24 protein-coding genes are annotated in these 13,716 nt (G+C 47.3%); all 24 read right to left on the minus strand.

Going from position 1 to position 13,716, the window contains the following annotated elements; translation table 11 throughout:
• From secY to fusA, 24 genes are read right to left on the minus strand one after another with little or no spacing between them, the layout of a single operon-like run.
• Positions 1-1,302: a preprotein translocase subunit SecY gene (gene secY, locus CEK71_RS05125; RefSeq protein ID WP_088618379.1), complete on the minus strand. Its 1,302-nt coding sequence runs from the start codon at positions 1,300-1,302 to the stop codon at positions 1-3.
• A 25-nt stretch (positions 1,303-1,327) separates the two neighbouring features.
• Positions 1,328-1,762 (minus strand): 50S ribosomal protein L15, encoded by a 435-nt coding sequence (rplO, locus tag CEK71_RS05130; RefSeq protein ID WP_088618380.1) that lies wholly within the window; start codon positions 1,760-1,762, stop codon positions 1,328-1,330.
• Positions 1,762-1,947, minus strand: a complete 186-nt coding sequence (gene rpmD / locus CEK71_RS05135; RefSeq protein WP_088618381.1) for a 50S ribosomal protein L30 — start codon at positions 1,945-1,947, stop codon at positions 1,762-1,764. The genes rplO and rpmD overlap by 1 nt, the downstream gene beginning before the upstream one ends.
• 6 nt (positions 1,948-1,953) lie before the next feature.
• Positions 1,954-2,460 (minus strand): 30S ribosomal protein S5, encoded by a 507-nt coding sequence (rpsE, locus tag CEK71_RS05140; protein ID WP_088618382.1) that lies wholly within the window; start codon positions 2,458-2,460, stop codon positions 1,954-1,956.
• 9 nt (positions 2,461-2,469) lie between these two features.
• A complete protein-coding gene (gene rplR, locus CEK71_RS05145; protein WP_088618383.1) occupies positions 2,470-2,823 on the minus strand; it encodes a 50S ribosomal protein L18 in 354 nt (117 codons plus the stop codon).
• 9 nt (positions 2,824-2,832) lie between these two features.
• Positions 2,833-3,366 (minus strand): 50S ribosomal protein L6, encoded by a 534-nt coding sequence (gene rplF, locus CEK71_RS05150; RefSeq protein ID WP_088618384.1) that lies wholly within the window; start codon positions 3,364-3,366, stop codon positions 2,833-2,835.
• Positions 3,367-3,378: 12 nt separating this feature from the next.
• On the minus strand, positions 3,379-3,774 hold the full coding sequence (rpsH, locus tag CEK71_RS05155) for a 30S ribosomal protein S8 (RefSeq protein WP_019864917.1): 396 nt from the start codon (positions 3,772-3,774) through the stop codon (positions 3,379-3,381).
• A 31-nt stretch (positions 3,775-3,805) separates the two neighbouring features.
• Complete coding sequence (rpsN, locus tag CEK71_RS05160; protein ID WP_088618385.1) at positions 3,806-4,111, minus strand: 30S ribosomal protein S14; 306 nt, start codon at positions 4,109-4,111, stop codon at positions 3,806-3,808.
• A 13-nt stretch (positions 4,112-4,124) separates the two neighbouring features.
• The gene (gene rplE / locus CEK71_RS05165) at positions 4,125-4,664 is read right to left on the minus strand and encodes a 50S ribosomal protein L5 (protein WP_088618386.1); all 540 of its coding nucleotides are present in this window, start codon (positions 4,662-4,664) and stop codon (positions 4,125-4,127) included.
• Positions 4,665-4,678: 14 nt separating this feature from the next.
• Positions 4,679-4,996, minus strand: a complete 318-nt coding sequence (gene rplX / locus CEK71_RS05170; RefSeq protein WP_088618387.1) for a 50S ribosomal protein L24 — start codon at positions 4,994-4,996, stop codon at positions 4,679-4,681.
• Positions 4,997-5,006: 10 nt separating this feature from the next.
• The gene (gene rplN, locus CEK71_RS05175) at positions 5,007-5,375 is read right to left on the minus strand and encodes a 50S ribosomal protein L14 (RefSeq protein WP_088618388.1); all 369 of its coding nucleotides are present in this window, start codon (positions 5,373-5,375) and stop codon (positions 5,007-5,009) included.
• 38 nt (positions 5,376-5,413) lie between these two features.
• A complete protein-coding gene (gene rpsQ / locus CEK71_RS05180) occupies positions 5,414-5,677 on the minus strand; it encodes a 30S ribosomal protein S17 (protein ID WP_088618389.1) in 264 nt (87 codons plus the stop codon).
• 1 nt (position 5,678) lies between these two features.
• Positions 5,679-5,870 carry a 50S ribosomal protein L29 gene (gene rpmC, locus CEK71_RS05185; protein WP_088618390.1) on the minus strand — a complete coding sequence of 64 codons (192 nt, stop codon included), beginning with the start codon at positions 5,868-5,870 and terminating at the stop codon, positions 5,679-5,681.
• Positions 5,870-6,283 (minus strand): 50S ribosomal protein L16, encoded by a 414-nt coding sequence (gene rplP, locus CEK71_RS05190; RefSeq protein WP_088618391.1) that lies wholly within the window; start codon positions 6,281-6,283, stop codon positions 5,870-5,872. Before rplP ends, rpmC begins: the two co-directional genes overlap by 1 nt.
• A gap of 16 nt (positions 6,284-6,299) precedes the next feature.
• On the minus strand, positions 6,300-6,971 hold the full coding sequence (rpsC, locus tag CEK71_RS05195; protein ID WP_088618392.1) for a 30S ribosomal protein S3: 672 nt from the start codon (positions 6,969-6,971) through the stop codon (positions 6,300-6,302).
• A 12-nt stretch (positions 6,972-6,983) separates the two neighbouring features.
• A complete protein-coding gene (gene rplV / locus CEK71_RS05200) occupies positions 6,984-7,319 on the minus strand; it encodes a 50S ribosomal protein L22 (protein WP_088618393.1) in 336 nt (111 codons plus the stop codon).
• A 13-nt stretch (positions 7,320-7,332) separates the two neighbouring features.
• Positions 7,333-7,605 (minus strand): 30S ribosomal protein S19, encoded by a 273-nt coding sequence (rpsS, locus tag CEK71_RS05205; protein ID WP_088618394.1) that lies wholly within the window; start codon positions 7,603-7,605, stop codon positions 7,333-7,335.
• 17 nt (positions 7,606-7,622) lie between these two features.
• Complete coding sequence (gene rplB / locus CEK71_RS05210; protein WP_088618395.1) at positions 7,623-8,444, minus strand: 50S ribosomal protein L2; 822 nt, start codon at positions 8,442-8,444, stop codon at positions 7,623-7,625.
• Between the two features lie 39 nt (positions 8,445-8,483).
• The gene (gene rplW, locus CEK71_RS05215) at positions 8,484-8,777 is read right to left on the minus strand and encodes a 50S ribosomal protein L23 (RefSeq protein ID WP_198328468.1); all 294 of its coding nucleotides are present in this window, start codon (positions 8,775-8,777) and stop codon (positions 8,484-8,486) included.
• Positions 8,778-8,779: 2 nt separating this feature from the next.
• The gene (gene rplD / locus CEK71_RS05220; RefSeq protein WP_088618397.1) at positions 8,780-9,400 is read right to left on the minus strand and encodes a 50S ribosomal protein L4; all 621 of its coding nucleotides are present in this window, start codon (positions 9,398-9,400) and stop codon (positions 8,780-8,782) included.
• Between the two features lie 3 nt (positions 9,401-9,403).
• Positions 9,404-10,054, minus strand: a complete 651-nt coding sequence (gene rplC, locus CEK71_RS05225; RefSeq protein ID WP_088618398.1) for a 50S ribosomal protein L3 — start codon at positions 10,052-10,054, stop codon at positions 9,404-9,406.
• Positions 10,055-10,072: 18 nt separating this feature from the next.
• The gene (rpsJ, locus tag CEK71_RS05230) at positions 10,073-10,384 is read right to left on the minus strand and encodes a 30S ribosomal protein S10 (protein WP_005373966.1); all 312 of its coding nucleotides are present in this window, start codon (positions 10,382-10,384) and stop codon (positions 10,073-10,075) included.
• Positions 10,385-10,389: 5 nt separating this feature from the next.
• Positions 10,390-11,580, minus strand: coding sequence for an elongation factor Tu (gene tuf, locus CEK71_RS05235; protein WP_088618399.1), 1,191 nt, complete (start codon positions 11,578-11,580; stop codon positions 10,390-10,392).
• Between the two features lie 27 nt (positions 11,581-11,607).
• Entirely contained in the window at positions 11,608-13,704 is a 2,097-nt protein-coding gene (fusA, locus tag CEK71_RS05240; RefSeq protein ID WP_088618400.1) for an elongation factor G, read from the minus strand.
• Between the last annotated feature and the right edge of the window lie 12 nt (positions 13,705-13,716).

Raw genomic sequence — 13,716 nt, forward strand, 5'->3', positions numbered from 1 at the left:
TCATTTCTTTAAATTGGCTTTCTTCATTAAGCCTTCATATTGCTGTGACATTACATGGGTTTGCATTTGAGAAATGAAATCCATAACCACTACGACAATAATCAACAAAGAAGTTCCGCCAAAATAAAAGGGAACATTCCAATACACGATTAAAAACTCCGGCAACAAACAGACCAGCGTGATATAAAACGCACCGATTAACGTTAACCGGGTCATCACCTTGTCGATATACATGCTAGTTTGCAAACCGGGTCTGATACCGGGTAAGAATGCACCAGATTTTTTTAAATTTTCAGCAGTCTCTTTTGAATTGAACACCAATGCGGTATAGAAAAAGCAAAAGAAGACGATGGCGGTAGCATACAGCAACACATACACAGGCTGGCCTGGTGAGAGCATGGTGGCAATATCCTGTAGCCAGGCAAAACCTTCCGCATTACCAAACCAGCCCGCAATCGTCGCAGGGAACAGGATGATACTGGAAGCAAATATGGGGGGGATAACACCCGCCATATTTATTTTTAAGGGTAAGAAACTACTTTGTGCGGCATAAAGCTTGCGGCCTTGCTGGCGTTTAGGGTAGTTAATCAGAATCCTTCTTTGGCCGCGCTCAACAAACACCACTAAGGCGGTGACGGCGACCGACAACAAGAACAGCAACAGGATAAAGCCGCCGTTCATTTCGCCCGTTTGCGCAAGCTCCAAGGTACTGGCGACCGCTTTAGGCAAACCTGAGACGATACCGGCGAAGATAATCATGGAGATGCCGTTACCGATACCTCGCTCGGTGACTTGCTCGCCCAACCACATCAAAAAGACCGTTCCGGTCACTAAGGTGATGGTCGTGACGGCGATAAAACCGAAGCCAGGATGCAAAACGACCGACAAACCGCCGGCTGTTTGGTTTTGTAAGGCCAAGGAAATGCCAATCGCCTGGAAGGTGGCCAAGACCACCGTCCCATAGCGGGTAAATTGGGAGATTTTACGTCTGCCCGCCTCACCTTCTTTCTTCATCTGCTCCATTGAAGGCAGCACCACCGTCATCAACTGCATAATGATTGATGCGGAAATATAAGGCATGATACCCAGAGCAAAAAGACTTAAACGCATCAAAGCCCCACCTGAGAACATGTTGAACATGTCCAAAATTGAGCCGCTCTGCTGTTCAAACATAATGGCCAGCGCTTTAGGGTCTATGCCAGGAACCGGGATATGCGCCCCGACCCGATACACCACAAAGGCACCTAAGACAAAAAACAATCTTGCTTGCAGCTCGGAAAAATTGCCCGGCTTGTTGGTCATTTGCGCTCTTGGAGTATTCACTGAATTAAGCCTCTATTGTTCCACCAAGCGCTTCAATGGCTACACGTGCGCCACCAGTAACATTAATCCCTTTAATGGTGACAGCTTTAGTGACTTCACCCGATTTAATGATTTTTGCTAACTTAGTAAAAGCAGGGACGATATTCGCGTCAATCAATGCCTTCAAATCAATGACCTCAGAAGTCAGGCCGTTCAGCTCGCTCAAACGGACTTCGGCAGAGAATTTTTGTGATCTTGATTTAAAGCCGACTTTCGGCAAACGGCGTTGCAAAGGCATCTGACCGCCTTCGAAACCGACTTTGTGGAAGCCGCCACTTCTGGCTTTTTGACCTTTATGGCCTCTTCCGCAAGTTTTGCCCATCGTACAGCCGATACCCCGGCCTACGCGTCTGGATTTTTTGCGTGATCCTTCACTGGACTGTATGGTATTCAGAAACATTATACTTCCTCAACTTTTAGCATATACGATATTTTATTTATCATGCCTCTGTTTTCTGGCGTATTAAGAACTTCAACGGTTTGATGCATCTTACGCAGACCCAAGCCTTTCAGACACGCTTGATGTCTGGGTAAACGCCCAAACTTGCTCTTAATCATTGTCACACTCAATTTATTAGTAGCCATGTTACGTTATCCGATAATTTGATCGACAGATAAACCACGTTTGGCGGCTATTTGGTTGATGTTGTGCATTCCAGTAAGGCCGTTGATGGTTGCTCTGACCACGTTGATGGGGTTGTTGGTGCCGATACATTTTGCCAAGACATTATGTACGCCGACAACTTCAAAAACCGCACGCATCGCGCCGCCCGCGATAATGCCCGTACCTTCGGAAGCAGGCTGCATGTAAACTTTCGCCGCTCCGGTGGTGTTCATGATCGGGTATTGTAAGGTGTCGCCTTTCAGAGACACTTTACGCATGTTTTTGCGGGCTTGCTCCAATGATTTTTGGATGGCAATTGGCACTTCGCGGGCTTTGCTCACACCGTAACCGACACGGCCTGCGCCGTCGCCGACCACTGTCAGGGCGGTAAAGCCGAACACGCGGCCACCTTTAACCACTTTCGCTACCCGTCTTACGTTAACGAGCTTCTCTTGCAAACCGTCAGTACTGCCTTGGGCAGGTGCTGTAGACATTTTATTCTCCTAAAACTTCAAGCCGACTTCACGCGCAGCATCAGCCAATGCTTTCACGCGACCATGATATTTAAAACCAGATCGATCAAAAGCAACCTCAGTGATACCCGCAGCAAGCGCCCGTTGGGCGATGTGCTTGCCCACTTCAGCCGCCGCCTGGATGTTGTCGGTATTTTTCAATCCCGATTTGATGTCCGCTTGTGTGGTTGACGCGCTCACCAAAGTGCTGGTGCCATCACCGCTGATGATTTGGGCGTAGATATGCTGGGAGGTCTTATGAACCGATAAGCGGATGGCATTTAATTTTTTTATTTTGCAACGCAATTTCAATGCGCGCTTCATACGAGTTTGCTTCTTTTCCATCACGCCACCTTATTTCTTCTTAGCTTCTTTCTTGATAACAGTCTCATCAGCATATCTGACACCTTTGCCTTTATAGGGTTCAGGTGGACGATACGCCCTAATTTTGGCGGCCACTTGCCCTATCTGTTGCTTATCGCTGCCTTTGATGACGATTTCTGTTTGAGTGGGAGTCTCAATCGTCACGCCGGCAGGGATTTCGAACTCGACAGGGTGGGAGTAACCCAAAGACAAGCTTAAGACAGTTTCTTTCGCTTGCGCTCTGTAACCTACACCGATCAAGGTCAGTTTTCTTTCAAAACCCGCAGAAACACCAGTAACCATGTTACTGACAATCGCCCGTGCAGTACCTGCTTGGGCGGTCGCAATTTTGTCATCCTTATTCCAGACCAGTTGCATAACGTCATCAGTGATATCGACGCTGACTGCCGGATTAAGCGCAAACGACAACAGACCTTTAGCTCCTTTAACGGTCACGCTGTTGTTCTCTAATTTTACGTCTACACCCTTAGGTATAGTGATTGGGGCTTTAGCAATTCTTGACATAACACGCCTACATTAACAAACAGTACAAATAACTTCGCCGCCATGCCCGATAGCGCGTGCAGCCCGGTCAGTCATAACACCATTTGATGTTGATACAATAGCAATACCCAAACCACCAAGAACCTTTGGCAACTCATCTTTAGATTTATAGATGCGTAAGCCGGGTCTACTAATTCTTTTAATATTTTCGATAACCGGAACACCTTTATAGTATTTCAGTTCGACCGTCATTTCGATGTGATTACCTACCGTTTCTGTACTAAAATCGGTTATATAACCTTCTTCTTTTAATACTTTTGCTATCGACACTTTCAATTTTGAAGACGGCTGCTTGATAAATTTCTTACCTGCCGATTGGCCGTTTCTGATGCGTGTCAGCATATCCGCTACAGGATCTGTCATACTCATTATTATTTCTCCTAACTCGATCTACCAGATATTACCAGCTAGCCTTAACTAAGCCAGGCACGTCACCACGCATTGTGGCTTCTCTCAGCTTGTTACGGCTCAGGCCAAACTTACGATAATATCCGTGCGGACGGCCGGTCAAATTACAACGGTTACGCACTCTGGACATGCTCGAATCCCGTGGCAGCTTTTGCAGTTGCACTTGCGCCAATTCTTTGTCTTCAAACGATGTGTTAGGGCTTCTGATGGCTTCTTTCAAAGCGTCACGTTTAGCACTGTATTTTTTTACCAACTTTTTGCGCTTGTCTTCACGAGCGATCATTGATTTCTTTGCCATGATAAACCTACCCTTAGCTCTTAAATGGGAAATTGAACAGTTTCAGCAACGCTAAACCTTCTTCATTTGTCCGTGCTGTCGTAGTGATGGTAATATCCATGCCGCGCAAAACATCAATCTTGTCGTAATCAATTTCTGGGAAGATGATCTGCTCTTTAACACCCATTGAATAGTTACCACGACCATCGAAACTTTTTGGGCTAAGGCCCCTAAAGTCGCGGATCCGTGGGATTGAGATGCTGATCAGACGATCCAAAAACTCGTACATTTTTTCGCTGCGCAAAGTCACTTTGCAGCCAATCGGCATATCGTCACGGATTTTAAAGCCCGCGATGGATTTTCTTGCCAAAGTGACCACTGGCTTTTGGCCGGCGATTTTTTCCATATCGGCGACAGCCGCTTGCAACACCTTTTTGTCGGTGACTGCGCCGCTCACGCCCATATTTAAAGTGATCTTAGTGATCCGTGGCGCCTGCATGACGGACTTGTAGCCAAACTGCTGCATCAATGCCGGAAGCACGGTTTCTTTATATGTTTCTTTTAATCTTGCCATAACCCATCTACACCTTAATTATCAACGACTTGATTGGTAGATTTAAAGTATCTGACTTTTTTTCCATCTTCCAATATTCTAAAGCCAATACGATCTGCCTTTTTTGTCGCAGGATTATACAAACCAATATTGGAAATATGGATGGGCATGTCTTTTACGACGATGCCGCCAGAAGCTCCGGTATTTGGGTTCGATTTTTGAGTCTTTTTGACTTGGTTAATTCCCTCAACCAATACTTTATCATTCTTAAGAACCTGGGTCACACGGCCGCTTTTGCCTTTGTCCTTACCGGTCCGAACAATAACGTCATCACCTTTTTTAATTTTTTGCATATTCTTCCCCTTATAATACTTCAGGAGCCAAAGAGATAATTTTCATAAATTTTTCCCCTCTAAGCTCGCGTGTTACTGGGCCAAAAATGCGCGTACCTAAAGGTTGCAGGTTATTGTTTAAAATAACCGCCGCGTTACCGTCGAAACGGATTACCGAACCGTCCGGGCGACGAACACCCTTACGGGTTCTGACGACCAGGGCGTTATAGACTTCGCCTTTTTTTACTCTTCCGCGCGGGATCGCATCTTTTATGCTGACTTTGATGATGTCACCAATGCCGGCATAACGTCGGTGCGAGCCACCCAGGACTTTGATACACATGACCTTTTTCGCGCCGCTGTTATCGGCGACATCAAGGTTAGTTTGCATCTGAATCATGATCTATTCCTAATTTGACTGTATATAAATAGCTGCTGCTATTTGTTCGAACTTTCTAAGACCTGAACAAGCATAAATGTTTTGTTCTTTGACAACGGTCTGCAAGAGGCTATTGAAACAAGATCGCCTTCTTGGCAAACATTGTTCTCATCATGGGCCATCATTTTAGTCGAACGTTTAATGTACTTGCCATAAACGGAGTGTTTGACCACCCGCTCAACCAAAACCGTGATGGTTTTGTCCATTTTGTTGCTGACCACCCGACCGGAGATGGTTCTTAATTTAGTGACGGCTTCGCTCATATCATGCACCTACCATTTGTGTTAATACTGTCTGGATACGTGCGATATCACGTCTTACTTTTCTCACTTGGTCTGACTTAGAAAGCTGGCCTGTGGCTTTTTGCATTCTAAGGTTAAATCGCTCGCGTGACAGCTCGAGCAACATAGCCTGTAATTCGGCTTGGGTTTTTTGACGTAATTCGGTTGCTTTCATTACATTATGGTCCGAACGGTAAAGAGTGTTTTTAATGGCAACTTGGCGGCGGCAAGCGTAAACGCTTCGCGGGCCAGCTCTTCGGAAACCCCTTGGATTTCGTACAGCATTGTGCCAGGTCTGATTTGTGCAACCCAGTATTCTACACTACCCTTCCCTTTTCCCATACGAACTTCTAATGGTTTTTTGGTAATTGGCTTATCTGGAAATATTCTGATCCAGATTTTACCGCCACGCTTGACGTGACGGGTAATGGTACGACGTGCAGATTCGATTTGGCGGGCGGTCAATCTGCCACGGCTGATGGATTTCAAGCCGTATTCACCAAAGCTGACAGACGAACCTTTGACGGCCGTACCGTTGTTTCTGCCTTTGTGTTGCTTACGAAATTTGGTTCTTTTAGGTTGAAGCATGACTTTTTCCCTTCAACTATTTTTTAGATTCAGAATTAATGGAGGCGATATGCGCGTCCATGTCGAAGACTTCACCTTTGAATATCCAGATTTTGATACCGATAATTCCATAGGTGGTGTTCGCTTCGGCGGTCGCATAATCGATGTCGGCACGCAGGGTATGCAAAGGCACACGACCTTCCCGATACCATTCGGTACGCGCAATCTCAGCACCGTTCAGACGGCCACCGATGCTGATTTTGATGCCTTCGGCACCCAAACGCATGGTGTTGGTCACGGCACGTTTCATGGCGCGGCGATACATAATCCGTTTTTCAAGCTGTTGGGCAATGCCTTCGGCAACCAACTGCGCGTCCAATTCAGGCTTTCTGATCTCTTCAACGTTAACTTGAACGGGGATACCGATCATTTTTGATATTTCTTGCTTCAACACATCAATGTCTTCGCCTTTTTTACCGATCACAATACCGGGTCTTGCGGTATGGATGGTGATGTGGGCGTTGTTAGCCGGACGGTTGATTTGGATGCGGCTCACTGAGGCGTTAGCCAATTTTTTTCTGATAAATTCCCTGATCTTCAGATCTTGATGCAGAAAAATTGGGTAATCTTGCGAACTCGCATACCATCTTGAATTCCAATCTTTGACAATGCCAAGGCGTATGCCCGTTGGATGTACTTTCTGACCCATATCTATAAACCCCTACTCGAATTCTGCAACGCTAATTGTGATATGACAGGTTCTCTTAAGGATATGGTTCGCACGTCCTTTGGCTCTCGCCTTAAACCGTTTCATAGTTGGCCCTTCGTTGACAAAAACGGTGGACACCCTTAAATCATCAATATCAATACTCTCATTGTGCTCCGCATTAGCGATAGCCGATTCGAGTATTTTCTTTATGATAGCGGCAGCTTTTTTGGAGCTGAACTTCAATGTGTTCAGAGCCTTATCAACCGCCAGGCCACGAATTTGATCGCCGACCAGACGGGCTTTTTGGGCAGATAAAGGCGCATTACTTAATTTTGCGGAAATTTCCATTATCTACAAGCCCCTATCTCGATTTCTTATCAGCCACATGGCCTTTATATGTACGGGTAGGTGCAAATTCACCTAATTTATGGCCTATCATATTTTCAGAAATCAACACTGGAATATGGAGCTTGCCATTATGTATAGCAATGGTCAAACCGAGCATGTCGGGAATGATCATTGATCTTCTCGACCATGTTTTAATTGGTTTCCGATTATTGCTGTTTACGGCATCTTCAACTTTCTTCAGAAGATGGTGATCAATAAAAGGACCTTTTTTAATTGAGCGCGGCACGTTAATCCCTCTCTATTCTACTTACGGCGTCTGATAATCATATTATCAGTACGTTTGTTTTTTCTGGTTTTGTAGCCTTTAGTCGGCATACCCCACGGTGATACCGGATGTCTGCCGCCGGAAGTACGACCTTCACCACCACCATGCGGATGGTCGACAGGGTTCATAACAACACCTCGGACAGTAGGACGGACACCCCGCCATCTTGACGCACCGGCTTTACCTAATGAGATCAGGTTATGTTCGGCATTGGAGACTTCACCAATAACCGCCAAACAGTCGGCCATCACTTTACGCATTTCACCAGAACGCATTCTGATGGTGGCATGGGCGCCGTCCCTAGCAACCAATTGCACTGAAGTGCCTGCGCTTCTGGCGACTTGTGCGCCTTTGCCGGGTTTCAGTTCAACACAATGCAGGGTAGTACCCATCGGGATGTTTCTTAAAGGCATACAGTTGCCTGTTTTGACAGGCACGGTCTCGGAAGAGATGATCTCTTGGCCGACTTGCAGACCTTTTGGGGCAATAATATATCTGCGCTCGCCGTCTTTATACAGGACTAAGGCGATGTTGGCGGTACGATTCGGATCGTATTCCAAACGCTCGACTACCGCAGGGATATTGGTTTTGTTTCTTTTAAAATCAATAATACGGTATTGTTGTTTATGACCACCACCAACATGACGTGTTGTTATGCGCCCTTGGTTGTTACGACCACCGCTTTTACTGATTTTGCTTAATAAAGGTGCATAAGGGCTACCCTTATGCAATTCATCGTTTTTTACTCGTACAACAAACCGTGATCCTGGTGATGTCGGTTTTGACTTTACAATAGCCATGTTTTTTACCGTTTCCTATTGACCTTTGACGTAACTGAATTAAGCAGTGGCAAACTCTATGTCAAACCCTTCCTTAAGTTTCACATAAGCCTTTTTCCAATCGGACTTTTTATATAATGAACGTGCCGATCTTTTTTGTTTACCTTTAACGTTCAGCACATTAACAGAGTCAACTTCAACACTAAACATCAATTCCACTGCACTTTTAATTTCGTCTTTGTTGGCCCGTTTATCGACCTTGAAGACAAATTGTTTGTTGCTTTCCGCAAGAGCCGCGCTTTTTTCCGAAACTATCGGTGCCAGCAGGACGTTTGCCAATTGATACGAACTCATACTCACGATAAACGCTCCTCAATGATTTTCAGCGCTTGGGGGGTAGCGATGACTTTATCGGCCGAAACCAACAGGACTGGGCTTAAGTTTATCGCTTCAACAACTTCTACATAAGGGATGTTACGCGCCGCCAAAGCCAGATTGACATCTAACTGTTCGACAATAATCACGACCCGTTTGGCATCAAGCGTTTTCAGCTTGGCGACCAATTCCTTCGTTTTTGGCGTACCCGGCAAAATATCTTGACTGACCACCAGACGCTCTTGTCTGAGCAACTCGGACAAGATTGATTTAATGCCCACGCGGAACATTTTTTTGTTTAACTTTTGTTCGTATGATCTGGGGCGTGCCGCGAAAGTCACACCACCGGTGCGCCAGATAGGGCTACGGGTGGTACCGGATCTGGCACGGCCTGTGCCTTTTTGACGCCAAGGCTTGATACCGCCGCCGCTGACATCCGAACGTGTTTTTTGCGCTTTAGTACCTGCACGACCACCCGCCATATAGCGGACGACCAGCTGATGCACCAACGTTTCATTGAAAGCCTGACCGAATACCGCATCAGCCACTTCGAGCTGACCGGCAGAATCGCCTTCGTTTAAAGCAGGTATATACAAACCCATGACTTAACCCTTATTCCGCTTTTTCATTGCGGGCGTGATAATGACATCACCGCCCTCAGCACCAGGCACTGAGCCTCTAACCAAAATCAAACCCCGTTCCTCATCAATGGCATGGATAGTCAGGTTTTGGATAGTTTTTTGCACCGCCCCCATATGACCTTCCATCTTTTTGCCTTTGAAAACCCGGCCCGGCGTTTGGTTCATACCGATAGAGCCTAATACCCTATGCGAACGGGAGTTACCGTGGGTAGCATCCTGCATGTGAAAGTTATGACGCTTGATACCGCCGGCAAAACCTTTACCAATGCTTCTGCCTTGGACATCGATATACTGACCTTCGGTGAAGAGGGTCAACGGCAATACCGAGCCAGTGCTAAATTCATCACCTTCGCCTTCTTCAAGACGGAACTCCCAAAGACCACGACCCGCTGTCACATTAGCCGCAGCGTAATGACCAGACATTGCTTTGTTGACCCTGGAAGATTTTTTATCACCGGTTGTGACTTGGATCGAGCGATAACCATCGCGTTCGATGCCTTTCACTTGAGTCACTGTATTTGCTTCAATCTGGACAACAGTCACGGGTACTGATGAACCGTCTTCACAAAAAACTCTGGTCATTCCACATTTACGACCAATAAGACCTATTGACATTTGCCAATTCCTCTACTTCTAATTCAATTTTATTTGAACATCGACACCCGCTGCCAGATCCAGTTTCATCAACGCATCTACAGTCTTGTCTGTCGGTTCTACAATATCCAACAATCTTTTATACGTCCGCAACTCATATTGATCGCGAGCATCTTTATTAACATGCGGAGAGATCAGGATTGTGAAACGCTCTTTTTTAGTAGGCAAGGGAATCGGGCCTTTAACTTGCGCACCGGTTCTTCTTGCTGTTTCTACTATCTCACCAGCCGATTGATCAATCAATTTATGATCAAATGATTTCAAACGGATTCTGATAGTTTGATTTGACATATTTATTACTCAATAATAGAAGCAACAACACCCGCACCGACGGTACGGCCACCTTCACGGATTGCGAAACGCAAACCGTCTTCCATCGCAATCGGCGAAATCAATTTCACCGTGACCGAGATGTTGTCGCCAGGCATAACCATTTCGACACCTTCGGGCAATTTGACCGCACCGGTCACGTCGGTGGTGCGGAAATAGAACTGTGGGCGGTAGCCGTCGAAGAACGGCGTATGGCGACCACCCTCTTCTTTTGACAAAACGTAAATTTCGGCATTGAAGTGGGCGTGTGGCTTGATGGTGTTTTTGTGCGCCAAGACTTGGCCGCGCTCGACATCATCACGTTTGGTACCGCGCAACAGCAAGCCGACGTTGTCGCCCGCTTCGCCTTGGTCCAACAATTTGCGGAACATTTCGACACCAGTGACGGTGGTCGATACGGTCGGGCGGATGCCGACGATTTCAACTTCTTGGCCGACTTTGATGATACCGCGTTCGATACGGCCTGTAACCACCGTGCCACGGCCTGAAATCGAGAACACGTCTTCGATAGGCATCAGGAAAGCGCCGTCGACGGCACGTTCAGGCAACGGGATGTAGCTGTCCAACGCTTCGACCAAACGGACGACGGACGGTGCGCCGATGTCGCTGGTGTCGCCGTTCAACGCCAACAGGGCGGAACCTTTAATGATCGGGGTGTCGTCGCCTGGGAATTCGTACATGTCCAGCAGTTCGCGGATTTCCATCTCGACCAGTTCCAACAACTCTTCGTCGTCGACCATGTCGGCTTTGTTCAGGAACACGACGATGTAAGGCACGCCGACTTGGCGTGACAGCAGGATGTGCTCGCGGGTTTGCGGCATCGGGCCGTCAGCGGCGGAACAGACCAGGATCGCGCCGTCCATTTGCGCGGCGCCGGTGATCATGTTCTTGACATAGTCAGCATGGCCTGGGCAGTCAACATGGGCGTAGTGGCGGGCAGGCGACTCATACTCGACGTGTGAAGTGGCGATGGTGATACCGCGCGCACGTTCTTCAGGGGCGTTGTCGATTTGGTCGAAGGCCTTAACCTCACCACCTTGCATTTCGGCCATGACTTTGGTCAGGGCGGCGGTCAGGGTGGTCTTGCCGTGGTCGACGTGTCCGATGGTGCCGACGTTGACGTGGGGTTTGCTACGCGAAAATTTTTCTTTGGCCATGAGTTAATACCTTATATTTATTCAATTTTATGAAGATTTTTTAATGATAGCATCTGCGATATGGGCAGGCGTTTCATTGTACTTTTCAAACCGCATACTGTATGTAGCGCGTCCTTGGGTGGAAGAACGCAAGTCAGTCGCATAACCAAACATTTCTGCAAGCGGCACTTCGCAACTGATGACCTTACTGGCCGGCAAATCCTCCATACCCAGAATGATGCCGCGCCGCCTGTTGATGTCACCGACGACATCGCCCATATAGTCTTCTGGTGTTACAACTTCGACTTTCATTATCGGCTCCAGCAACACGGGCGACGCTTCAGCCATGCCTTCGCGGAAGCACATCGAGCCTGCAATCCTAAAAGCCATTTCGTTCGAATCCACATCATGGTACGAACCGTCAAATAATGAAACCTTAACGTCCAAAATAGGAAAACCGGCCAAAACACCGCTTTTTAGCTGGTCTTGAACCCCTTTGTCGACAGCCGGGATGTATTCCTTAGGCACCACGCCGCCAACCACCTCATTGACGAATTCGTAACCTTTGCCCGACTCCAGCGGCTCTATGCGCAACCAGACATGGGCATATTGCCCGCGCCCGCCGTTTTGCCTGACAAACTGCTTTTCGTGTTCGACCGTCTTACGGATAGTTTCACGGTAGGCAACTTGCGGGTTGCCGATATTGGCATCAACGCTGAATTCCCTTTTCATGCGGTCAACGATAATTTCCAGATGCAGTTCACCCATACCCGAAATAATCACTTGACCGGATTCGGCATCCGTCATCACCCTAAAGGATGGGTCTTCCTGCGCTAACCGCGCCAAAGCGACCGCCATCTTATCTTGGTCGGCCTTAGTTTTAGGCTCCACCGCTATGGAAATGACCGGATCGGGAAATTCCATTTTTTCCAAGATCAGCACCGCATCCAAGCCGCACAAGCTGTCGCCCGTGGTCACATCCTTAAGGCCGATAGCCGCGGCAATGTCGCCCGCATAAACTTCCTTAACCTCTTCCCTGCTGTTGGCGTGCATTTGGACGATACGCCCAATACGCTCTTTTTTCTTTTTGATCGGGTTATAAATGACATCACCCGAATTCAACACGCCAGAATAGACCCGGAAGAAAGTCAATATGCCAACAAAAGGGTCGGCAGCAATCTTGAAAGCCAAAGCAGAAAAAGGCAAGCCGTCATCAGCATGACGTTGCACCTGCGTTTCTTCGTCTTCTAACAAACCAACTACGGGGGGTATATCTGTCGGTGCGGGCAAATAATCAATAACGGCATCCAATAACGCCTGGACACCTTTATTCTTAAAGGCGGAACCACAAAAGGCGGGGACTATTTGATTATCGATTGTCCGTAACCGAATACCCTGTTTTATTTCTTCATCGGACAACACACCTTCAACCAGGTATTTGTCCATATACTCTTCGCTGGCTTCCGCCGCCGCTTCAATAATGGCTTCCCGCCATTTTTTGCATATCGGCAACATATCAGCCGGAATGTCATCTTCGACAAAGGTCATACCCATATTGGCATCATCCCAATAAATGGCCTTCATCTTGATTAAATCGACAACACCCTTATAATTCTCTTCAGAGCCGATAGGCAACTGCATAGGCACGGGAACCGCACCTAACCGATTTTTAATTTGCCCGATAACCCGCAAGAAGTCAGCACCCGTGCGATCCATCTTATTGACAAATACCAATCTAGGCACCTTGTACTTATCGGCCTGCCGCCACACCGTTTCCGATTGTGGCTCAACACCGCCGACCGCACAAAAAACCGCACACGCACCATCTAACACCCGCAATGACCGCTCGACTTCAATGGTAAAGTCAACATGACCGGGCGTATCAATGATATTGATACGGTGCTGCAAATACTGCTTTTGCATCCCGCTCCAGAAACAGGTAGTCGCTGCCGAGGTAATAGTAATACCCCTCTCCTGCTCTTGCTGCATCCAATCCATGGTTGCAGTACCGTCATGCACTTCACCGATCTTATGAGAAACCCCTGTATAATACAGGATGCGCTCGGTCGTCGTCGTCTTACCCGCATCAATATGAGCCATAATGCCGATATTGCGGTAACGGTCAATAGGCGTTTTCCGAGCCACTCTACCTAAAAC

It is taken from the genome of Methylovulum psychrotolerans, from assembly GCF_002209385.1.
GTDB classification, from domain to species: Bacteria; Pseudomonadota; Gammaproteobacteria; order Methylococcales; family Methylomonadaceae; genus Methylovulum; species Methylovulum psychrotolerans.